Raw genomic sequence first — 23,052 nt, forward strand, 5'->3', positions numbered from 1 at the left:
TGTTAAGTTTCTATTCTTAAATCTACACTATAAATACCATCTTTTAATTTTGTTTCAAAAGAATATTTATCGGCGTACAAAAGGTTTAGACCTTTTTTTAGGTTCTGCAAGCCAATTCCTGAGCCACTTTTGTCTGCTGTCGTTTTCGGAAAATTTGTATTCTCAATTTTAAAAATAACCAGATTAGCTTCGGTAGTCAAGGCAATATTAATTTCACTTTCTTGAGTTGCCGAAACTCCGTGTTTAAAGGCATTTTCAATAAGCGATATAAATAACAAAGGCGCTATTTGTATTTGTGTTTCCTCTAACGGAAAACTATAGCTAATTTTTGTTTTATCTGAGGTCCGTAACTCCATCAAATCTATATACTTCTTCAAAAAATCTATTTCCTTACTCAAAGCAATTACACTAGTGTTTGTTTCATACAACAAGTAACGCATCAACTTACTTAAACTATGTAAGGTAGATTTGGCTTGCTCAGGTGCAACGTCTACCAAAGAATAGATATTATTTAAAGAATTAAAGAAAAAATGTGGCTGCAATTGGTAGCGTAAATGCTGAATCTCTGTTTGTAATTTTAAGGTTGCCGCTTCTTTAGTTGCTTTTTCTATCTTCACCCAGCGTTCCGTAGTTTTTAAAGCTACAGCGAAAACTATGGGAACTATGGTTGCAATGATATTAAAATAGATCGACATTTCTTTACGAGGCATTTTACGGGTCTCTTCAGTACTAAGGTCCAACCAATCATCAAAATAAGAGGTTTTTAAGTATTCTCTTAATAAAATGGAAGCCCCGATAATGATCACATTTACAACAATAAACTGCACCAATTTATTGGAGAACAAAAGCTTATCAATAAGATACAGGTAATTGATATAAAATATAATCCCATAGAAAAACAAGTGCACCCAAGAGCGTATAAATGTCTTTAACAACACTTGATCTTGTGTAGCATCTAGCGTAAGCAAAAAATAAGGCAAACTAAACAAGATAAACCATGCTAGAACATGCAATACAGGTAGTAGTACTTTATTATTTATGGGCATATTAAAAAATCTATTATTCATATCTCATTGCTGCTATAGGATCTAAGGCTGCTGCTTTACGTGCGGGGTACCATCCAAAGAATATACCTGTTACGGCACATACCGCAAAAGAGATTATTATAGACGATGCTGTAACACTTGTAGGCCAATGCAATACTGTTTCTATGATAAAAGTAGTGCTTAGTCCTAAAACTACCCCAATAATTCCACCTGTAATACTAATTAATATCGCTTCGATTAGAAATTGGATCAAGATATCGGCTCCTTTTGCACCTACTGCCAATCGTAAGCCTATCTCCCTGGTGCGTTCTTTTACAGATACATACATAATGTTCATGATTCCAATACCTCCAATTAATAAGGAGATACTTGCAATAGCTACTAACAATACCGTTAACATCTCACTGGTAGCACTAAAGGTAGAAATTAATTCTTCCATAGAACGTACTTCATAATCTGCAGTGGCTCCACTTTGCAAACCATGTGCTTCATCCATAATTTTAGTGACCTCTGCTACGGCATCTGCAGATTGATCTTCACTAACCGCCGAGGCAATAATTGATTGTAAATAATCTATGGCTAAAATACGTTTTTGAACCGTTGTATAGGGTGCTAAAACCACATCATCTTGATCTTGACCAAAAGTATTTTCTCCCTTTTCTGCCAATACGCCAATCACCATAAAAGGGATGTTGTTAAACCGAATCATCTTCCCTACCGGATCTTCTCCATTGGTAAATACATTCTCTACGACCGTTTGCCCAATAACAGCAACTTTGGCTGCCGATCTTACCTCAGCATCTGTGAACATGCTTCCGTTTTCTATATCCCACACTTTAATCGCTAAATAATCCGGATTGACCCCATAGATACTTGACGGCCAATTCTCTGCGCCATTGATCACTTGTCCGTTACCATCTACTTGCGGAGAAACATAGGTAAGCAAACTGGCTTCCGATGCTAATTTCTCATAATCATCAAGGGTAAGCGATTGCATTTCGCTCCGATCTAAACGCACCCCTGCCTTCCGTTCTGCATAAGGTCTTATGGTAATCATGTTAGACCCCATATTGGATATCTGCGTTTTAATACTCTGCTTAGAGCCTTCACCAATAGCCAACATAGCAATTACTGAAGCAACACCAATGATTACCCCTAACATGGTGAGTAAAGCCCTTACCTTATTTAAGATAATAGCCTTGAATGATATTTTCAATAAATTTAGAATTCTCATATCAGTCTTCTTTTGGGATCGCTTTTAATTCTTCTTTAGCATTCTTTATGTTGGTATTCTTTTCATCTTTTATAATACGCCCATCTTTTAACACAATGGTACGCGTACTAAAAGAGGCGATATCTGGCTCATGAGTTACAAAAATGATGGTTTTCCCTTGGTGATTCAGTTCTTGAAATAGTGCTATAATTTCATAAGAAGTACGGGTATCTAAATTTCCCGTAGCCTCATCAGCCAATAATACAATAGGATTGTTTACTAAAGACCTTGCTATAGCTACACGTTGCTGTTGCCCTCCTGATAGTTGTGAAGGCGTATGGTGCAAACGTTCTGACAAACCTACTTTGTCTAAGGCCTCTAACGCTCTTTCCCTGCGTTCTTCTGTTGATACCGATGAATTGTATAACAAGGGTAATTCTACATTCTCTAAGGCCGTTGTTCTGGGCAATAGATTATACGACTGAAAAACAAACCCTATTTTTTCATTCCGAATTTTAGCCAATTGATTCTTGTCTAATTCCTTTACCGATACCCCATCTATCTTATAACTTCCCGATGTAGGTTGGTCTAAACACCCTAAAGTGTTAAGCATCGTACTTTTGCCTGAGCCACTTGCGCCCATAATGGTAACAAATTCTCCTTCTTCTATCGTAAAAGAAACTCCTCTTAGGGCATGAACAACCTCATCCCCCATTTTAAACTCTCTTTTTAAATCGTCTATTTGTATGGCTATCTTTTTCATAATCATATATTTTTAACGTGGTCCGCCTCCTCCTGGTGGTTTTGATGGCATAAACGGACTTTCACTATCGCCATTGCTAGCGCCACTTTGGGACCCAGCAGCTATAGACTTCATTTGGTACACCACTTCATCATTAGCACTTATCCCCTCGATTATTTCTACATTAACACCATCACTAACGCCTAAACTCACTTTTTTCGGCTTAAGATTACCGTTGTCATTTACCCATAAAATGGTTGAATCTTCATCTGGCATTACACGATCTTTAGCTGCTGGTGGAGCAGCATTTTCTTGTCCACCTTGCGCTTGATATGCTGCCATTAATTCTTGATTTGGCTTAAAATTGATGGCCTTAGCTTCTACGGTTAAAACATCTTTCAATTCTACCGTATAAATAGAAATTGTTGCCGTCAAGCCTGGTTTTAATTTTAGATCTGGATTATCTGCCTTTATAACTACTGTATACGTTACCACATTGGAAGTGGTTGTTGGATTAAGACGGACTTGAGTAACGGTACCCTCAAACTCTTCGCCTTGATACGCATCTACCGTAAAACTTACGCGCTGCCCCTCTTTAACCTGTCCGATATCTGCCTCATCTACATCTGCCTCTACCTGCATTTCAGTTAAATCTTTTGCAATCGTAAATAACGTAGGGGTACTATAACTTGCTGCAACCGTTTGTCCTTCATCTACGTCTCTAGACAACACCACTCCGTTTATAGGAGAATATATATTAGCGTAACTAAGATTTGTTTTCGCATTCTGATAATCAGAATAGGTTTCTGAAACCGTATTCTTAGCTACCTCATAATTGTACAGCGCTTCATCATAATCAGATGTACTAATGACCTGATTCTCATATAGTATTTTCTGACGGTCGTAAATAGTCTTTTGATAGTTTCTATCGTTCACCGATTTATTATAATTAGCCTGTTGCTTAAGTAAAGTCGATTTTAAAGTTGTCTTATCCAATTCGGCTATAAGTTGACCTTCGGTAACCACACTGTTGTAATCTACATAGATCTTTTCTACCACTCCCGATACTTGCGTACCCACGTCTACTTGTTTTACGGGCTCTATTGTTCCTGTAGCGGTCACCATCGTAGTAACATTTCCGGTTTTTGCAGGGACTGTGAGTACTTGTACTTCAGCGTTACCTGTCCCAGCAAAAAAGAAGAAATAACTTCCTAAACCAAGTGCAATAACAACTGCAGCTCCAATCCATTTTTTTGTTTTATTATTTTTCATATGATTAAATGCTTATTTGGTTTCCTTGATAAAATTGTAATAATTGATTGTACAATAAGTTTAAATATTTTGCCTGTATATAATTTTGTTCTGTATTTGTATAGGTATTCTGACTCAAGATTAAATCTGTAGTACTCAATGCCCCCAATTCATATTGCTTCTGTGCTAGTCTATAGGATTCTTTTGCGGCATTACGTGCGATATAGGCTGCGTGTAACTGACTCTGAGTGGCTATGGTATTTTTCCACGCCGTTTCTACTTTTACATACAAGTCTTTTTCTTCTTGTGCTAATTGCAAGGCTGCATTGTCTATGTTTAATTGTGCTTCTTGCACAGCTGCCTTTGTCTTATTTTTATTAAAAATGGGAACACTTAAGGATACCCCTACCCGTTGGTTAAAGTTGCCATCGAACTGATCTGTAAAATTTAAATCTTGCGTAGAAGTATATCCTGATCCTAAACTCCCTGTAAGTGATAAGGTGGGCAGGTAACCTCCTTTTGCAATATCTAAAGCTTTCTCAGACACTAGAACATTTGTTTTACTGGCATTTATTTCCGGGAGAATGGCTACTGCTTCTGAATATACCTCTTGCAGTTCTGGAACATTCTCTGGCAAGTATTCTACGCCGTCTACAATAGCAAAGCTATCTGATGATGAGAGCTCTAACAATTGCTTTAAATCTAGCAATTGTAAGTCATAGGTATTCGTAGCGGCTATTAAATTATAGTTGTTTGTAGCGGTTTGAGATTTAGCATCTGTATAATCGCGTATGGCTAATGAACCTGCATCAAAAAGTGCTTTTGCTCTCTCTTCTTCTTTCTGAGAAGTGTTTACATTATTTTCTGCAATATATATAGCCTCTTTGGCATACAACAATTGAATGTAGGCTTCTGTAATGCTTAAGGTGATGTTATTCTGAGACTCTTGCTCGTATAATTGGTACTGATCTACTAAGAGCTTGCTTTGTTTAATTTGATTGTTGATCTGATTTCCTTGAAATAACGTTACTGAGGTATTTAAGGAAAGGCTCGTAGAATTTATCTGTTGCGACACAAAATCGCTCGTAATAGGATCAATCGTATTCCCATTGGTAAAATTCTGACTTGCGACACCAGATAAACTTGGCAAACGAGAAGATCTAGACTCCATTAAAGCAACCTCTGTCAATTGCCTATTAACGTTGGCTTGTTGTACTGTAATGTTATGTGCTAAAGCATAAGCTATACATTCTTCTAAAGTCCAAACCTTAGCATCTGAAGTAACGGGCTGCTCTTGAGCAAAAATGCCCAAGCTAAACAGTAGCGATGCTATAAGTGTATATAGTTTCATAGGGAGTGATTTTTAATTTACACTTCAAAATTGAAACTTATACACGTATCTAGTGAACGGAATAGAAGTTCTACCCTATTCCCTATACCAAAAGAAGAATTCTATAGATGAGATTTTTGAATAGGAAGTCAGTTTGCCATTGAGAATTGTATTCGCTACCGCTTTATGGGTGCTAAGCCTCTAGGTTGGCTTTTTCTTTATCTTCCCAATCACCAACCCATTTATTAGGTCCTACTTGTTTTATTTTAGGAGTCCCTCTGGATAAAATCACTTTAAAATAACCTAGTATTGATACGCTCAGGACAAAAATAAAAAACATGATTATAAGGATACGTAGTGCAGAAATATTGTCGCCTTTAAAAAGTCCAATTACTAATAAGGCATCAAAAGCTATCATGATTAAAGGAATCAAAAAATAAAAAACTATCACCTTTACACCTTTAAAATACCAGGTCATATCCCTGTTAAAAGCAAATAAAAGTTGACCAATCAAAAAAAAGATAAACACAAGAAAGAACAAAAAGCTTCCTAATAGTTTACTAGTGAAAAACTTCTCTTTTAGAATCACCACATCAGTTCTTTGATGGTAATTAATCATTAGTTTATCTCCTACTTGTATTTCGGACAAGGAGATCTCTAATTTTCTTTCTAGAGAATTTCCTTCAATAGTTGTAAAACGTATAGTGGGTATATAGGAATCTCCTTTAGAATTATACGTCGTTTCATCTATAGTAATATTAATCACTCTAGCCGTATAATTTTCTCCTGCAACCAGAGATTTAAACGTGTTTTGTACTGTAGTCAAGAAAAAATTACTAAAAAAAAGAAAGATAAAATTGATAAGAGCTAAGATAAGTCCACTATAAAAATAGGTAAACCAGCCTTTTTCAGGAGATAGTCTTTTTACAAAACAATACGTAATTATTGAGACGAGGCCAATAAATACTATGGAATTGGTAGAGGTTATTTGCATATTTCAAAAGTGACCATATGTAGATGTACGGTGTTGTTTTTTAATAAATTTCCTTTAAATCCTATTTAGATTATCCATATTCAACAAGCGCATAACCCCAAACAGCAAAAAGAAATAGATTAAGAAAGCTTAAATTTAATCTCGCATTTTGTGATATATCTTGTTTCAAGAGTACATAACTTCCCGAAATTAATAGGATTAGGTTCCCTGAAATCATCAGCACACCCAAAACACCATTCAAGCCTGATTGAATCGCGATTTCTTTATCTTCTGCGATAACGGTCTTTACTGTTTTAAATATCGGGCTACTGGTTATTTCAATATATGGACTTTCAATTTTTGTTCGCAACGTAGAAAATTTAAAATTGTTTGCGGTAGTATAATTATATCCCATGTGCTTGCTTCTTTCTTTAGAAGCTACCGAATGGTAGGGTAAAAATATCCATTCTATATCCCGTAAACTTTCTGTCTGATGATGCTCTGGTAACAGCAAAAAATCGGCTATAAACAAGGAACTCAATAAATAAGGTACTGCTATAAATAGTAAAAATTTTCTTTTAAAATTCGTTTTAATAAATCCATTGATCCAATCCGCAAATCCATCCATCGTAAAATTCTTAAAAACTATTATTGAAATAAAACATATCTAGGCGGCACCAGTTGATTCAATCGCATATAGACGAGTAGCTGTGCTCTATGGTGTGTGATATGATCACTTAGCAATAACAGAATTTGCCTCTTTGTTCTATCTGCCCCAAAATAGTCTAAGCGGTCTTCTAATTTACCCAGTTCAAAGTGGTTGATGAAGCTTATGGCATCATCAAATGTTTTATCAATCGTAGCCATCATTTCTGCCTTAGATTTATCGGCTACCTTAAGCGTTGTATCTGTATCCCAATCTCTTGCCGCTCTGCCTCCTAATAACGATTCACTATGCCAATCCATTGCCCAAGCAATATGCATTAGGTGCTCTTCAAAACTCAAGGATTCTGGCGTGGGCTTAAACGTATAGTTCTCCTCTGGCATTGTCTCTGCCACGAGAAGTAAATATTTTCTTGAGTTTTCTAAACGCTCTATGTATTCTTTAATAAAATGATCTTGCTGGGCAAACAACGGTGATGTTATTGAAGACAGTACCAGTATACCGGTAAGAACTAATAGTTTTCTCATGGGAATATAAGTTTTCGTTTCTTTTAAAGGGTATTGGCAGCGTTTACTGCCAATGTTTTATAAGCTATAATAGCTTATAAATTCTTTATAGAAAATACTAATATAGCAGAAAATTATTCAATTTAAATACTCCCTTCTCTTCATCTACCAAAAAAAAGATCATGACACATCGTCTATTTATTATTTTCTAGTCCTTATTCTGAATAGCGATTTGGGGCTACAATATTGTTAGGGTCTAATTTGTTTTTCAGTTTATAAGCGAGACTATCTTTCCAGTTCACACGATCTACATAGTCCTTATGAAATATGGTTGGTAAGCGATACGGATAAATGCCAAGTTCTAATGAGAATTCTAATAAACGTCTATATAAGTTATGGGCATTTTCTACTGCTTCCTTTTCTGTTTTTTTAAACAAAATTGGTATGGTGGATGCTATGATATTTTCATTCTGAATGGTTAAGGTTACCATAGGTTCAATATTAAACGTTTCAAATATTTTATAGATACCCTCCATATATTCTTTAATAATAGATACTTTATATGGTAAAACTGGTGCATACCACAAAATTCCTATCCCATCTTTTAATGGATTGTATTTTTTGTTCTCATCTGGCATATCAGACAAAGAGTATATTAAATTTAGAGGATATCTAGAAGGTTTTCCTTTTAAAATAGAGAAGCCCTCTTTTATCTTTTTTAAGTCGTCAGCAGCAACAAATAGCTTCCCTAGCCAACTTTTATTCAATATGATATTGTTTGAAGAAATGAAACGTTTTTTTGTCCCAATACCTTTCAATGCCTTCTGTAGTTCCTTTTTAATAGTAGCTCTGATTCCTTTAGGTCCATAGATAGCACCAATAACGGTCCAATCTTCTAACTTATGCGCAGTTTTAAGCTCTTGTATTTTATCTTCGGCGCAATAGCCTTGTTCATCTAAGAGGTAATTGCTTTTCATAGCTAACATTCTGCGGGTATTCATAAGGTTGATACCCGAAATAAATCCTTTATAGGTTTCTTTTATTTCCTTCAGTTTTAATAAACACTCGTTTAGCGCTTCATTGGAAATAGCCATCGTGAACATAACAATCTTTTCTGGTGTACGCTCTAGTTTTATGGTCATTTCATAAACAACCCCAAAATTAGATTGAAAGAAAATATAATCAAAATTAGGCCCCACACCCCATTTATGATGTTTGTCTAATTGTGATAATCCCAATTGAGAAAAAGGAGATTCGTAGGTACTCCCATCTGGTAAAATTGCTTTTAAAGAACGCACTGATGCGACATGATCATGAATTGGAGTTATTCCGAATCCCCGCTCTAAAGCATTCCCCATAATATTTGCCTCTGGCCCTGCCCCAGTTACTGGCACCATAAATTCATAGGAATTAGCTTTTAAAAAATCATAAAGTTTTCCTTGGGTTAAACCAGGTCCAAATGTCAGCAAGCCCTCAGCGGCGTCAAAGTTGATTACCTCTGGCATTTTTGACAAGTTCATTACAATTGGAGTATTTTCATCTGACGGAAAACTACTCCCATACCCCCAATTATTACCCGATGACACGGGATAAAAACTACAGCCGTTGGTATTACAATACGTTATGACCTCTTTTATCTCTTCTGTATTTTCTGGATACACACTATTTTTACTTGTAGATATATTGTCTAAGCATCTTGTTATGGTCTGTTTATGCATTGTAATATTTATAGATGGTTTGTCTAAATAAATTTGGGAAATTTTCTGAGTCTATTAAATTTAAATCACAATACATTAATTGAGCGGGAGCTTCTGAAAGTTTTTCGTATTCTTTTTCAACACCAAGTTTTGTACAATTAAAAAAACTCTCGTAAAAATTACAGGAATTTGGATTTACGGAGAGAATTACATTGGTGACTCCCCTCTTTAAGCTTTCTGAACTAAGGAGTGAAAGTAAATTTAGAAGATCACTATATCTAGGAATTTTTCTGCAATCTGCGAGAAGACAAACTTCTGCGACATACTCTTTTGTTTTTAGAAGTTCTGTTATTTCTTCTGCATAGATATCTGAGCTAGGCAGTTCTTCTTTTTTAGAGCTAATGATGGCTGAACATGTTATAATAGGTTGCTCGCCTTTTTTACCATAGGCCCTTATAAAGCTATGTTTCTTCACCCTATTTATATGGGTAAAATCTCCTTCGTCTATTAATTTTTTTGAATGATATGCTTTTTGAATAAGGGTATCGGTAAATTCATATTCCTCATCTGTTGAAACTATTTTAAATTCCATTTCGTGGCGCTTTTTACGTTACATATGTAGCTTTTAATTCTTAAATCACTTTATTTTACCGTCCACATCAACGTCAGAAAACAACATAAATATTTATTTGTTTCGTAAGTAAAATAGTACACTACTAATATATGTAATTATTAAGCACTTCATTCTAAGATAAGCTGAAGATTATAAACAATATCCTCAAAAATTGTAGTTTTTAAATACCGTCCTTAAAAGCATAAAAGACTATATTCATACCTAGAAATTCAGAAATGATAAAATTATTTTCATGAAGTCCACCCTATTCCTACTTCTCTTACTCAGTATATTGCAGCTCACCTATAGTCAAAACGCTTCGCCACAAGAAGATGTTCCTATTGCTATTACGGTAGAAAACCCACTATCGTTCATAAGAGCCAATGAGACCATAACCTTAAGTGCTGAATTTATTAAAGAACATTTTTTAAACGTAGCATTTACCCATATTCAAGTGAAAGATTTACAGACTCAAACTTTTCTTACCACACAAGCCATGGATTATAATGAAGATGGTCTTCCAGAAGAGTTTATTTTTCAAACCAATTTCGCGCCAAACGAAAAAAGAAGCTTTGAACTTAGTATCTTAAATAAAGCTGTTGTTACTACTTCTAAAGTAGCTGCTACGTATCTCCCTACAGAAGAAGGTATGGAAGATTTTACTTGGGAGAATGATTTTATTGGTTATCGATTTTACGGTCAAGAGCGAGCATTAAAGCAAGGTACCGGAATTGCTATGGATATTTGGTGCAAACGTGTTCCTGAAATTCTAACAAAAAAATGGTATGCCCCTTCACAAAGTTACCATGTAGATACCGGTTATGGTGCAGATCATTATAGTTCGGGGAAGAACCAAGGGTGTGGCGGTACAGGTATTTTCGCAAACGATTCTATTTATTTTTCAAATGCTTTTTACGATCAGCACATCATTGCAAATGGTCCTATTCGTACGGTCTTTGATTTAAAATTTACGGGCTGGACTCTAGACAGTGATCTTATAGAAATCAAAAGAGTGACCTTGGATGCTGGTCATTATTTTAATAAAATTGAAAGCACGTATACTACGGATATTGCTGCTCTAGGATATACCCATGCGGTAGGTTTTGTACAACGCGATGATTCGTATACCAAAATTGAACAAGATTTAGGTTGGCTAGCGAGTTGGGAGTCTTTAGGAGAAGGCAAAGGAAACCTGGGTACTGGTTTCATTACAGCGCCAGAGGCTATTGTGAAAATGGATACGATAAATAATCATTTGGTGAGCCGCATGCAACCAAAACCGCAAACAGGTATTTCTTATTACACAGGGGCTGCCTGGGATCAGTTTGGTGCCATACCCTCAAAAGAAGCATGGTTAATCTATATAGCACAACAAGCGGAGTGCATTCAAAACCCATGTGTCATCACTATAAAACAATAAGATTAGCTTGAATATGCTGAGTTTCTTTATTTAATACTATTTTTAAGTTTCTATTACCACTACTAGCATGAAGAATTTAGAATCTTATTTAAAAGCACGTGTTCCTATAAGCGCCACAGCTATTGAATTGCTCTATATGTACTTCACAGAAGAAGAAGTACCCGCGCAAACTCCTCTTTTAGCTTCAGGGAATATAGAACGTTACCTATACTTTCTGAGTAAAGGTATTGTAAAAGGGTATCAAAATATAGATGGTAAAATTGTTATTCAACATCTTGTTGCGGAGCATGATTTTTTTACTTCACTAGAAAGTTTTATGACTCAAACCCCTACTACAGATTACTACGAGACTATTACACCATGTACCGTATTAAAAATTACTAAGACAGACTTTGATTCTTTACAGGAAAAAAGCTCTTTTTGGACAGATGCTGTAAACAGTATTACCAATGAACATTTAAATTGCAAATTAGAACGTGTAAAAGATTTTCAAATCTTAACAGCTAAAGAACGGTATCTAAAGTTTGTTGCGCAAAATCCTAAACTGGCCTTACAGGTATCTATAGATAATATTGCTTCTTTTTTAGGAATAGAACCGCAGTCTTTGAGTAGAATCCGAAAACAAATTGCTTTCTAACAAATGTTATTTTTGATCTCTTGAGTTTCATTGAAATTTGTTCTCATAAATTTAAGAATAGAATGAGCAAAGAAATTTCATTAGTAACAGGAGCAAATGGTCATTTAGGCAACAACTTAGTCCGACTTTTAGTCGCAGAAAACCATAATGTACGCGCAAGCATTAGAAACCTAAAAAACTTATCCCCTTTTAAAGGAGTAGCTTGTGAAGTTGTTGAAGCAGATATCACCGACAGCGCTTCCTTGCGTAAAGCTTTTAAAGGAGTTACTAACCTTTATGCTGTAGCTGCAAATTTTAGCATGTGGGCCAAAAACCCGAAAAAAGATATCTATGACACCAACGTTCAAGGAACACGAAATGTGTTTGATATAGCCAAGGAGTGCGGCATTAAAAACATTGTATATATTAGTTCTGTAGCCTCTTTAGATTTTACAACACTGCCTGCAACGGTAACTAACGGGTATAATAAAGACCGCAGGAATTGGTATTATAATTCTAAAAATGATTCCGATCAATTAGCATTAGCTTTAGGCGAAAAGTATGGTATAAGAACTGTTGTAGTACTCCCTTCTGCAATGATTGGCGCAGAAGCTTTTAAACTAAGTTATACCAATAACCTAGTCCTTCAAATTTTAAAAGGCGAAATACCTGTAGATACCAACGTAACCCTTAATTGGATTGCTGTAAAAGATGTAGCGCTTGGAGCGTATAAAGCTATGAATAAAGGGCGCCATTTAGAACGCTATATTCTCGCCAATGAAACGCATACTACCTTGCAAGAAAGTGTAGCCATTGCAGCAAATCTGTATCCAGAATTAAAGCTTAAGACACTCAAAAAAATACCCAAATGGCTTTTATATACCGTGGCAGCTCTTATGGAATGGAGTAGTAAACTATCAGGAAAAGAGCCCTTATTACAGCGCCAGTATGTAGCTATGTTTTACGGTTTAAAACAAGATTATGACCTTCAAAAATCTAGAAAAGAATTAGGTTTTAACCCGAAACATTCAAAAGAAGCCTTAGAAGAGGCGCTGAGGTATTTAAAAAATGATTGGAAACCACTAGTAATCTAAAATCAGCATTAAGTTTACTTTCAGAAAATATTGGTTCTGGAGGTAAACTTTATCAATACGCTAAGACACGAAATAATTTTATAAATCTGAATTAAATACTTCATCTAACTTTTGTTCCATGTGTTTAAACCAATAGGAATCATCTTCAGGTTTGAAAGAGAATTTAGTTAATAATCCTGTACCCAGCATTATCCATGAGATTATATTAATTGGTCTTATTTTTCTACCACTTAATGAGAATTTCTGTATTTCTGTAATGATTGTTCCTGCTTGATTTTTTTCCAACTTAAATAGTGTTGTATTTTTTATTCCAGCTTGATGTCTAACAGAACTAAAAGAATTGTCTTTAGTACTTTCAATTATTTTACATTCTACAACATCTCCTTCACAATCTTCTCCTGTGTGAATTTCGGTCCATTGGTTTCCGGGTTCTAATTTAAAAGAGGCATTCACCGTATTATGATAGCAGGGGTCTTTCGTAAATGCTACTGCATATTTTGGGTGCGTCAAAAATTCCCAAATTTGATTTGGTTGATATTTACTTTGAAATTGAATTATCGTTTTAGTGAATTTCCTTTCTTCTTTCATTGCTGAATTTTAACTATTTGGTGTACAAATCAATTTTTAAAATATAGGCTAAAACATCATTTTTTTACGGCTCTCTTATTCTGGTGCTTATAAACTCTTTATATTCAATTTGATAAATATTTAAAGTCTTTAGCTCTAAAAGGTTTCAATTGTATCATTATATTTTTTTTAGGCTATTAAGATCTTGGCTACCCTAAATATACAGATTAGAACAACTCAAGTATACCTGAGCCTATCAACTTAAAAATTGCTTTTAATGGTTTTATTCATGTTCACTACTATCTACCTTTAATTCCTTTTCAATTTGCTCTAAATAAATGGGTAAGTTATTTTTCATCAAGGCTAAGCCCTTCCCATAAACATCTACTAGGTACACTTGCTCCTCTTCCATTCCTTCTCTAATCCATGCTTTTTCGACTTCCAAATCTCCTTTTCTAACGATAATAAGTTCATAGTACCTGAGTGTGGCATCATAATCGGTTATGGTGAGTTGATTAAAATTTGAAATCGCAGGGTCGTTAGTGCCATTACGTTGGCCAATATCGGCTCCCAGAAATACCTCACAATTTGAAAATTTATAATGAGGGTTATTGTTATCAAAATTTCGATACGTCCTTCTATCTCCATTCTTCAATATAAAACGCTGAATTTTTTCAAACTTTTCAGGAGGAACTATCGTTGAAATCGTAGTAAAATTCACACTTAAATTTTCCTTGTTTTTCGAGGTGCTTTTTACGGATTTACAAGCAAATAACATTCCCATAGCAAAGAGTACACTCAGAATTTTATTTCTCATTTTTTTATTAGATACACACTGATTATGCCTTATTATTTGTACAAGATAAATGTACTGCACTTCCCGTTCTTAAAACACCCGGTTTATGGGGAAGTTTAGATTTTTAGGAAGACATTAAAAAAACATAAAATAGAGAAGCAGTTCTCACATGAAGCCAGCGTATTCTTCTTAACACATGCGTACCAACACCTAGCTCATTAGCTAAGGTATTGTTTGATGTAAAAACACTGTTGAATTTAAGGAATTCAAATGACTACTAAGAATCTTTCCAAATATTAAAACCCATTCGCTCTACCGTATATTTTAATTCAGTATTATTAAAAATCTTCATGTTAATGGTTCCTCTTAATTTATCACGACCACCTTCAATTACTTTTTCCTCAATCAGAATCTCACCTTCGGTGCCGTACGAAAACCATTTTTCTTCTTCATTTGTAGTGGGTATAGTTTCAAAATACTCATCGTACTGTACATAATTTGCTATAGAAGATTGATCAAAACTATAGGCCTGTGACGGTAAGTCCCAAACATTTTCATCTAAAGTTATCGTTATACGACTTTCACTCGTTGAATAGAAATCAAAACTATAGCTAGAACCTGTAGGCCTATTTTGAGTTACACGATTTGCAATAAACTTAAACTCGTCCGTATCATAAGTAATTTGAGGAACAAATTGTGGTTCACATTTATCAGAACCAAAATTTGGATATTTTAGGGTACCTGATATAGATTTTGTAAGCGTATTATCTTGTGGGTTATATAATTTTCCTCCAAAATCAAACGATACAACTTCATTCGCTTCATCATACACAAAGTTATCAATCCGTATAGCAGATTCATTTAGATAAGGAGGATTGAAATTAATCCGAGTACCATCTTCAGTTATCTGTGTTAAACTTAGGTTTAGCAACTCTCCATTATTTAAGAATGTCATTTGCATATCAAAAATAAAATCGTCAGCACCCAATGAGTACATATTAAGGTTTATATATCCGCAGTTTTCATTTGCTCCTGATTGAAATGACATATTTTTGTAAAACGTACCATCAACGAAAATTTCTAAATCTTTAGTTTCATTTTCTATTGCTGCCGAGTCATTATCACAAGAAATAAGTGATACTATAGATAAAATAATAAGTAGTGTTTTTTTCATAAGTAGGTAAAAATTATAGAATAAAGTATAGTTATAATAGTTGTTATTTTCTGCTTTTCTTTGAACAAGTCAATATCATTATTTAGGAGATTAATTCTTTTTAAATTGTTTCTCCTGTGTGAAAACTTACAACTATTAAAGGATGTAGACGTCTCCTATGTCCTAACGCCTGGTACCCTAAATTATTTTCTCAGTTCTAAATATTCTATCCCAGATGAACGTATAGAAGCCATAATTTTTATAGGATAATTGATGGTGGTTTTTATGAAACAAATTAGTGGTAAAAATTAAAAAATGAGTCCTTTCACTTTTACTATTTAAGTGTGTCATAACGCCATAAAACCAATTGAAAACCAGAAATGCTATAAAACCATAGATATTAAGTGGCAAGAGAATGGCTACTACGGTTAACAAGAGCCCAAAGAAAATAGATTCCCATGGAGACATGTAATACAGGCTAACGGAATTAAACGCTTCGGAATGTTCGTGATGTTTTAAATGGATTTTCTTCAAGAAGCCTATCTTATGAGAGGCCCAATGCAACACATACATTAAAAAATCTAAGACTAAAAATAATACTATAAACGTTACTACTACAGGCATGCTAGAAAAAACAATTAGTTCGTTTATCCATAATAAATACCCCGGAATTGCAATGGCAGTATTTAGGAGTACGATTATTAGTGATGTGAGTATCTCTTTTCTTGTAATGGTGGCTTTAAATTTTAGAGCTTTATCCCAGAAAATACTGATCACAACATTTAATACATATGCTACTATATTTAAAGCTATGAGTAACGGAAAAAATATATAAGGGTCCTTTAAATCCATTTCTGTTTTTTAATGAATACGCTAGTATCCTTATTAGTTGCAACGGTTTCACTGAGTTCTTATTGCTTGCTTGCACTTTTACCATGAAGCTTTAGCACGCTCCTTTGCCTTACTATTAAATTCTACACAGCCCCTTTAGTCTTGTGTTTTAGGCTTTAATTATGTTTAGTTTTTATATTTTATTGCTAAATTCAAATAAAATTAAAAAAAGCATTCGTCTGATGATTAATAATCAATTAATAAGGGGTAGTTTAAAGTGTATGTTTCTGAAAAAATTGCAGGATATTTCTGATTGTATTCTTTAACCCAATCAGGATAGTAATAGCTTGCTTTTAAAGTATTCCCATCTAACGTAAATTTCGCAAATGGTTTTCCTTTCTCTGGAGATATTATAAATGCAAAATCTTCATCAAGTCCACTTAAAAATACGCAGTCACCGTCTTGTGACCAAATAAGTTCAACTTCAGTATCGCTAATAATTTTTACTGGATAGGTGTAATAGCATTGTCCATGTAATTTATAAACAATAGCATTTTTCGAGATACTTACTTCATTCCAGTCACTAAAAATTGAACAATAATCTAGGTTTGCTAAATAGCCACTAAATACAAAACCTTGTTTGGTACTATTACTATATTCGTCAAAAAATGCTACTTTATACCAATATCCTTCTATAGTCACATACTCTTCTTCTTCATAATCCATTTCAATTTCTGTTTTTTCAATAACAGTAATTTCAGCATTATAGTCAAATTTCCCTATGGGAATGCCATCTGGACTATCTCTTATAATTAAACCATTTTTAGCAAACACTCGGTACTTATTTCCTGATTTGTACACATTTTTATACCTATATTCTTCTCCGTTCCAGGACATAATTTCGTCACAATTTATGACTAAATCATTATAGCCATTGGTTTTAGAAGCTAAGATCCCCAATCGTTTTACACTTCTTTTCTGTGTGTTTATTTCTATATCAGGATTTATTGTAGCGAGCCGAAGATACAGGTTGTCATAGCCTTTCAAGTCTTTATAGTAGGTAAACCTTAACTCATCTTTATAACCATCATTATTAAAATCAACATTAAATTCTTCGTAAGATTCAACAATAGAAGTCTGTTGAATAAGTGATAGGCAGTCCATTTCCATCACTGTCGCCATTTTAGCTTTTTGATGTATCCCAACTTGTTTCAACTTAAAATTTTCTAAAACAAATGTTTCTTCCTTGTCATTACAAGATAGTTTATCGCTGTAGGTATAGCTTCTTTCTTCAGCCGTATCTATGGCTAAATGAAGTTTTCCGTCCCGCATTTCCATTTCAATACCATCCCAGTCTTTACCTACTTCGTTAGAGATTTTAAATTGTTGACCATCATACGCCATAATAAAATAAGAACTTCCTTCATGGTCCAGATAAGTGCTGCCAGTTTCTGAATGACACCCCTTTCTATTTTCTACCAAAACATCCAAGAAGCCATCATTATTGAAATCGTCTTGCAATTGGATATATAAAAACTTGTGCTGATCAAAATCAATCAGCACTTGTCGTTCGCCATTTATCCTAGCATACAGTTGTGTATTGCACTGACCATAACCATTATTTAATCCATAGGAAATAGCAACAACATCTGATACAGTATTGGCTTCTACACTTTCCTCTTTTTTTGGGTTATTACAAGCAAGTATTAGCGTAAAAATTAAGAGATAAATAGATTTCATGAGCATATGTTTTTTGCTAATTTTAAACTGTTGAATATCTTTCTAATTTTCAATGTTCCTTACTACTACATAAACGCAACTTCAATTAAAGGTTATCTGTATTTTTAGGCTAAAAATCGCGAGGCTTCATCCAGATGATTTCTGTATCCTTAAAATACTCATGTACTATTGGCAGTACCTCCTGAACTTTAGTATGGATATCATGAAACAACAAAATTCCTTTTCTCCAAAGCAACATTAATTTTATTTCACGTTGAGCAACTTGCTGCACGTTTAACTTAGCACTCCAATCTCTGGAGTCTATATTCCATAGTATAATTTTAGAGTTTTTTTCCGTAAAATAAGCTACCATATCCGTATTTCTTTGGCCGTATGGAGGTCTAAAATATACCAAGGCATTCTTATTTTCTGTTGGAAAAACATTTTGAATCAGCGTATTGGTATCATCAATAGATGATTTCCATTCTGCATATTTTTGATGTGCTTTATGTACTTTTCCATGAGAAAACACGCTATTTTCTCCGTAAAGTTCTTGTAACACTTCTTTGGAAGAAGCTTTTAATCGCTTTTCAAAATTATCGCCCAAAACAAAAAACATCCCTGATAGGTTATAGCGATCTAATACCTGTATTAGTTTATCCGTATTACCATTCACTGCGGTAGGGCCATCATCAAAGGTTAATAAATAGTGCCTATCCGTAAAATTGTGGCCTTGAATATCGGTCTCCGAAAATTGTAAAATTTCACTCGTAATTCTAGGAAATAAAGCCGCTAATCTAATTTGCTCTTTTACATAGTCCTCATAGAATATTTTTGTGGTAGCATACCAAACGCTAAAAGTACTAGGGAACCGTTGTTCTAAATTTCCTAAGGATAAGGCATTCCAATTGCTGTTTTTTTCTACTGGAATGAGCTCTTTTAAAGCTGCATCAGAAAGCTGATTAAAATTCACTAGTATTCTTGATTTAGTAGCCTCTTTCCATTGGGTTACTGACTCCGTATGTACACTTTTAAGGGCAACGCGTTGTGCTAGAACCGATTCCGATAAGGAATCATAGCTATTGAACACTTCTATAAAAACAAGCATCTCACATTTAGAGGCTATATCAAAACTCACCCTCGATTCCATTTTTAAAGGCCAAGGCTCGGTAGTTGTAACTTCAACATTAGCACCAAAGAAAAATAAGGGCATAAAAAGCAACATGAAGCAAATACTATTGATACTTTTCTTCATGTGTTATCTTAGTTTTGACTGCATTCTTGCTATTCCCTTAGTATATGCTTCACGTGCTCTGTTTTGCTGCGCTAGCTCAAAGTTTTGTAAGGCTTCTTCCCACTGACTTTTCTTTTCATATATTCTAGCAATATTGTAATAAGAACTAGCTCTTACATAATGCGCCTTGCCACCCGATGCAAGGTCTATAGCCTTTCTATTCGCCCATAAAGCCTCTGCCTCTTTATTCAGTTTTTGAAAAGCTAAGCCCAAATTGCTATACGCTTGTCCATTATTTTGATTCAATTCAATGGCATTTTGATATAAAGAAACAGCCGATTCTAAATGTCCAGCATGATATTCTTCTTCTCCTTTTCTATTGATAATTTGAGATTCTGCTTTATCCGAACTGGAAACAACCGAAGTATCACCATCAAATCTATAATTTCTTAATATTGTACTTACGCCTTCCCAGGTAGTGGCATTTTTAAAATCTCCTACAGTTACAATGTTCCCCATTTCATCAATTAAAAAAGGAATCCAAATATTCCCTTTCTTTCCTTCTGGCATGGTATACGTTTTAACTAGCGTATTTCCTATATATATAAATACCTTTGCTCTACTTAAATTAGAAAGATTGGTGTTGTTTATTAATTCTCTATCGGAATAATTGTGAACAGCGTATACATACTTTTCACCTTGCTGTTTTTTTGTAATCGTAATGGTTTCGGGGCCATAACTATCGGTGTCATCTACATCTAAATTTGCCTGGTTGGCCTCTTTTTTATGATAACACACGTATCCTCCAGAATATGATAAGTGAGAATCTATATCTCTAGGACTACTCCCCCAACTTAACACGATTCTCATACCATCTAATTCCTGCATGGTTGGACTAATAGCATAGGTTAAACCATCACATAAACATTTGGTAATTAAAGGCGAATACCCTTCTTTCTTGATAATTAAAATAACGTCTGAATCATTTCTATAGTGGTCCGGAATAGTTACTTTTCCTTGGCTATCTGTATATTTAGTAATGGATGTTTCTCCGTTTTTCTGAAAAATAATTTCAGCATTTGGCATTACTTTATCTTTGACGACCGCACTCAATACCAATATTTCCGAAGAAGATTGTGCAAAAGATACAGCACTCATAATTAATGCGACAAGGGTTAAGATTTTTTTATTCATGGTTGTTTTAGTTTGATTATTTTTTTTCGTAATTAATTCCATTCCATATCAATACAGTATCACATTCAATAACAATATCATTTACATTGTTTGTTTTTGATGCTAATACGCCTATTCTTTTTGGTGATCCAATAGCCTCTATATCTAAAGTTTCGTTATTTAAAACAATAGTGCAGTCATTTAAAATTCCCCATCGTTCCCAATAGCTACCAGAAATTTGATCCATAATGCCATTACCATCTAAATCGTAGGCTATCGTTAAATAATCTGTTTCTGCTTCTTGCGATAGAAAATCGCTTGATTTTAATTCTATGAGCGTAGTTAATTTATGATCTCCCTTACTTTGTATTAATTTAAAATCATGGTGATCAAAAACATAAGTTTCTTCCAAATCTTCACATAGTGCTGTATTTCCTGCTCCAATAGAGTTAGTTTCAACGACAAACTGTCTGTTCGTATGCTGATCATAATTCAAATTCATTCCGCCAAAATAGTATCCTATATAAGCGGATCGCTTAAATTCATTGCCATTAAAAGAGAAGGTAAATAAAGAATTGCCGCAACAATTTCCTCCACAAGCATTAGATTCTAAAAGCACTTCTTCGTAGCCATCTCCATTGTAATCTTGTATCTCTATGAGATCAAAACAACCTTCGTCTTCAAAACTAATAAGCACTGTTTCTTTACCATTTACTGTAGCTATTAATTCTTTGTGAAGGTCTTCGCTATTATTTAGCGTATACTTTATTTTATTTCCTGTAAAAAGCTTTAAAAAACCATTAAAAACATAGCCTTCTCCAATAGAATTAGATTTTACCTTAACCCAAAATCCATGTATTTGTTCAGTACTAAAAGAAAAATCGGTCTCTTCTAGGAGTACTACTTTTTTATCAAATTCTAGCTTTCCAATTTTTCTGCCCGCTATATCTGGTGCATCTCTTACTGTTAATCCGCTTTTGGCTGTGACGCTATAATTTTTCTGACCAAAAGTATAGACCGAAAAAAATGTAAGTGCAAGAAAGATTCTATAGTTCATAGCAGTTCTTAGTAATTGTTTCTAATTTCTCGGGACAATAATAAAGTCCACAATGATTTAATTGATTCTTAAATTTCTAGCACGCTACTAATTTGTGTGCACTTTAATCGGTGCGGCGTTCAACCTATAATTCTTTAAAATTGCTTGCGCTTCTATCTCACTTAATACTATTAAACGCGCATTGCTAATCGCTTGTTTGTCTGGCATCATTGAGCGCATTAAAACTAATTTATAGGCTTCTTTTCTTAGCGCAAGCTTTTCCGCTCCTGCATTTGCTGTAGCAAAAGGTTCATAGGCATTGGCCATAGCCAGCCATATATCTATTTCATTATCTGGATGCAGGTCTCTTTTAAAGTTTTTGATGGTTTCCTCTAGAGAAATAGGATATACTTCTTCGAAGGTTTGTTGGATTCTTTTTATATGAGCTAATTGGGTCTCCGTTACAGAAGCATTGTTTACAGGGCTAGGTGTTAACTCTTCCACTTCTACAACCTCAATTTTAGGCTCAGGTTTTGGTTCCTCTTTACACGCTAGTGCAGCAGTAATAAGCAAGGCAACAAGGAAGATCTTTTTCATTGGGTTTATTTAAGAATATACGCTGTGCATTCTGTATAGAACGTAGGATGCAAAAAGATAGTATATTTTCATAAAAACATAACAATAGCATAAAACTATGGGTTTGTATTTTTAGAATGCAACACTTGTTTTAAAGGCTGTTAAAGGGCGATTTTATAATGTAGAAATGGTGAGTGAAGCTAAGTGACAAACGGACAGGAAAGTTTTTATAAATACCGTGTGCTACATCAATTAGTATTAACTAACTGAAGACTCCAAGCCTATCAATTCGTTTGAATAAACGTACCATCCATTTTATAGGCATAGGCCTTGGGATCAAACTTAAAGGTGGTTACGTATAGTTTTGAAGGGTTCATAGGGGCTACTTCTTCATAAGATTGAAAGCTTAAAAATCCGTTTTCATCTGTGTCAAATGTGGTTCCTTTCAGATAATCCATAAACACCAACCTATAGTAGTTATCGTATTGATTTAAAAAGATACCGTACATGCAGCCGCCCGTACCGCAAGCGCCCAAATACACCATGAGATCTGGCTTATTATCCGCATTAAAATCGGCATACTTTTCTGGTTCTGTCTTTGCTGATGCATCAGGCAGCTCAAAATCAATTCCTTCGGGAATCGTAATCCTTACAAAGTTCTCGTTATCAATAATATATAGTTGAAACAAACTATCTGGAAGATGGACTACTGGAAGAGCTTCCGCCATTACTTTCGGTTCTTTTTTTGAGAGATGGCAACTTGCTAGTGCCAACAAAAAACAACAAATGATACTATAGTTTC

General features: G+C 34.5%; 23 protein-coding genes. 3 read left to right on the forward strand and 20 right to left on the reverse strand.

Annotated elements, in window-relative coordinates:
• Nucleotides 1-2: 2 nt before the first annotated feature.
• The 10 genes from GQR94_RS21075 to GQR94_RS21120 all read right to left on the reverse strand — a co-directional run bounded on the left by GQR94_RS21075 (nt 3) and on the right by GQR94_RS21120 (nt 10,014).
• On the reverse strand, nt 3-1,067 hold the full coding sequence (locus GQR94_RS21075; protein ID WP_233268545.1) for a sensor histidine kinase: 1,065 nt from the start codon (nt 1,065-1,067) through the stop codon (nt 3-5).
• Complete coding sequence (locus tag GQR94_RS21080) at nt 1,060-2,280, reverse strand: ABC transporter permease (RefSeq protein WP_158978936.1); 1,221 nt, start codon at nt 2,278-2,280, stop codon at nt 1,060-1,062. Before GQR94_RS21080 ends, GQR94_RS21075 begins: the two co-directional genes overlap by 8 nt.
• 1 nt (nt 2,281) lies before the next feature.
• Nucleotides 2,282-3,022: an ABC transporter ATP-binding protein gene (locus GQR94_RS21085; protein ID WP_158978938.1), complete on the reverse strand. Its 741-nt coding sequence runs from the start codon at nt 3,020-3,022 to the stop codon at nt 2,282-2,284.
• 12 nt (nt 3,023-3,034) lie between these two features.
• Nucleotides 3,035-4,273, reverse strand: coding sequence for an efflux RND transporter periplasmic adaptor subunit (locus GQR94_RS21090; protein WP_158978940.1), 1,239 nt, complete (start codon nt 4,271-4,273; stop codon nt 3,035-3,037).
• 4 nt (nt 4,274-4,277) lie between these two features.
• Nucleotides 4,278-5,603 (reverse strand): TolC family protein, encoded by a 1,326-nt coding sequence (locus GQR94_RS21095; protein ID WP_158978942.1) that lies wholly within the window; start codon nt 5,601-5,603, stop codon nt 4,278-4,280.
• A 172-nt stretch (nt 5,604-5,775) separates the two neighbouring features.
• On the reverse strand, nt 5,776-6,576 hold the full coding sequence (locus GQR94_RS21100; protein WP_158978944.1) for a hypothetical protein: 801 nt from the start codon (nt 6,574-6,576) through the stop codon (nt 5,776-5,778).
• Nucleotides 6,577-6,646: 70 nt separating this feature from the next.
• Nucleotides 6,647-7,183, reverse strand: coding sequence for a hypothetical protein (locus tag GQR94_RS21105; RefSeq protein ID WP_158978946.1), 537 nt, complete (start codon nt 7,181-7,183; stop codon nt 6,647-6,649).
• 20 nt (nt 7,184-7,203) lie between these two features.
• The gene (locus GQR94_RS21110; protein ID WP_158978948.1) at nt 7,204-7,746 is read right to left on the reverse strand and encodes a DinB family protein; all 543 of its coding nucleotides are present in this window, start codon (nt 7,744-7,746) and stop codon (nt 7,204-7,206) included.
• Nucleotides 7,747-7,940: 194 nt separating this feature from the next.
• Nucleotides 7,941-9,443 (reverse strand): FAD-dependent oxidoreductase, encoded by a 1,503-nt coding sequence (locus tag GQR94_RS21115; RefSeq protein WP_158978950.1) that lies wholly within the window; start codon nt 9,441-9,443, stop codon nt 7,941-7,943.
• Nucleotides 9,436-10,014 (reverse strand): hypothetical protein, encoded by a 579-nt coding sequence (locus GQR94_RS21120; protein WP_158978952.1) that lies wholly within the window; start codon nt 10,012-10,014, stop codon nt 9,436-9,438. The genes GQR94_RS21115 and GQR94_RS21120 overlap by 8 nt, the downstream gene beginning before the upstream one ends.
• 274 nt (nt 10,015-10,288) lie before the next feature.
• Between GQR94_RS21120 and GQR94_RS21125 the strand changes: the two genes are divergently transcribed.
• The 3 genes from GQR94_RS21125 to GQR94_RS21135 all read left to right on the forward strand — a co-directional run bounded on the left by GQR94_RS21125 (nt 10,289) and on the right by GQR94_RS21135 (nt 13,165).
• Nucleotides 10,289-11,455, forward strand: coding sequence for a DUF4861 family protein (locus GQR94_RS21125; RefSeq protein WP_158978954.1), 1,167 nt, complete (start codon nt 10,289-10,291; stop codon nt 11,453-11,455).
• Nucleotides 11,456-11,522: 67 nt separating this feature from the next.
• A complete protein-coding gene (locus GQR94_RS21130) occupies nt 11,523-12,092 on the forward strand; it encodes a Crp/Fnr family transcriptional regulator (RefSeq protein ID WP_158978956.1) in 570 nt (189 codons plus the stop codon).
• A 62-nt stretch (nt 12,093-12,154) separates the two neighbouring features.
• Nucleotides 12,155-13,165, forward strand: a complete 1,011-nt coding sequence (locus tag GQR94_RS21135) for an NAD-dependent epimerase/dehydratase family protein (RefSeq protein WP_158978958.1) — start codon at nt 12,155-12,157, stop codon at nt 13,163-13,165.
• A gap of 78 nt (nt 13,166-13,243) precedes the next feature.
• Here GQR94_RS21135 and GQR94_RS21140 read toward each other — a convergent pair whose 3' ends face one another.
• From GQR94_RS21140 to GQR94_RS21185, 10 genes are all read right to left on the reverse strand, one after another.
• The gene (locus GQR94_RS21140; RefSeq protein ID WP_158978960.1) at nt 13,244-13,753 is read right to left on the reverse strand and encodes a hypothetical protein; all 510 of its coding nucleotides are present in this window, start codon (nt 13,751-13,753) and stop codon (nt 13,244-13,246) included.
• Between the two features lie 262 nt (nt 13,754-14,015).
• Nucleotides 14,016-14,549 carry a hypothetical protein gene (locus tag GQR94_RS21145; RefSeq protein WP_158978962.1) on the reverse strand — a complete coding sequence of 178 codons (534 nt, stop codon included), beginning with the start codon at nt 14,547-14,549 and terminating at the stop codon, nt 14,016-14,018.
• Nucleotides 14,550-14,805: 256 nt separating this feature from the next.
• Nucleotides 14,806-15,702 (reverse strand): hypothetical protein, encoded by an 897-nt coding sequence (locus GQR94_RS21150; protein WP_158978964.1) that lies wholly within the window; start codon nt 15,700-15,702, stop codon nt 14,806-14,808.
• Nucleotides 15,703-15,879: 177 nt separating this feature from the next.
• A complete protein-coding gene (locus GQR94_RS21155) occupies nt 15,880-16,533 on the reverse strand; it encodes a sterol desaturase family protein (RefSeq protein WP_158978966.1) in 654 nt (217 codons plus the stop codon).
• Between the two features lie 225 nt (nt 16,534-16,758).
• The gene (locus GQR94_RS21160) at nt 16,759-18,252 is read right to left on the reverse strand and encodes an SH3 domain-containing protein (RefSeq protein ID WP_158978968.1); all 1,494 of its coding nucleotides are present in this window, start codon (nt 18,250-18,252) and stop codon (nt 16,759-16,761) included.
• A gap of 109 nt (nt 18,253-18,361) precedes the next feature.
• Nucleotides 18,362-19,486 (reverse strand): polysaccharide deacetylase family protein, encoded by a 1,125-nt coding sequence (locus GQR94_RS21165; RefSeq protein WP_158978970.1) that lies wholly within the window; start codon nt 19,484-19,486, stop codon nt 18,362-18,364.
• A 3-nt stretch (nt 19,487-19,489) separates the two neighbouring features.
• The gene (locus GQR94_RS21170) at nt 19,490-20,659 is read right to left on the reverse strand and encodes a tetratricopeptide repeat protein (RefSeq protein WP_158978972.1); all 1,170 of its coding nucleotides are present in this window, start codon (nt 20,657-20,659) and stop codon (nt 19,490-19,492) included.
• A gap of 16 nt (nt 20,660-20,675) precedes the next feature.
• Nucleotides 20,676-21,695 (reverse strand): SH3 domain-containing protein, encoded by a 1,020-nt coding sequence (locus tag GQR94_RS21175; protein WP_158978974.1) that lies wholly within the window; start codon nt 21,693-21,695, stop codon nt 20,676-20,678.
• A gap of 87 nt (nt 21,696-21,782) precedes the next feature.
• Nucleotides 21,783-22,271 carry a hypothetical protein gene (locus tag GQR94_RS21180; protein WP_158978976.1) on the reverse strand — a complete coding sequence of 163 codons (489 nt, stop codon included), beginning with the start codon at nt 22,269-22,271 and terminating at the stop codon, nt 21,783-21,785.
• Between the two features lie 263 nt (nt 22,272-22,534).
• Nucleotides 22,535-22,978, reverse strand: a complete 444-nt coding sequence (locus GQR94_RS21185) for a hypothetical protein (RefSeq protein WP_158978978.1) — start codon at nt 22,976-22,978, stop codon at nt 22,535-22,537.
• Between the last annotated feature and the right edge of the window lie 74 nt (nt 22,979-23,052).

This window comes from Cellulophaga sp. L1A9 (assembly GCF_009797025.1).
Lineage (GTDB): Bacteria > Bacteroidota > Bacteroidia > Flavobacteriales > Flavobacteriaceae > Cellulophaga.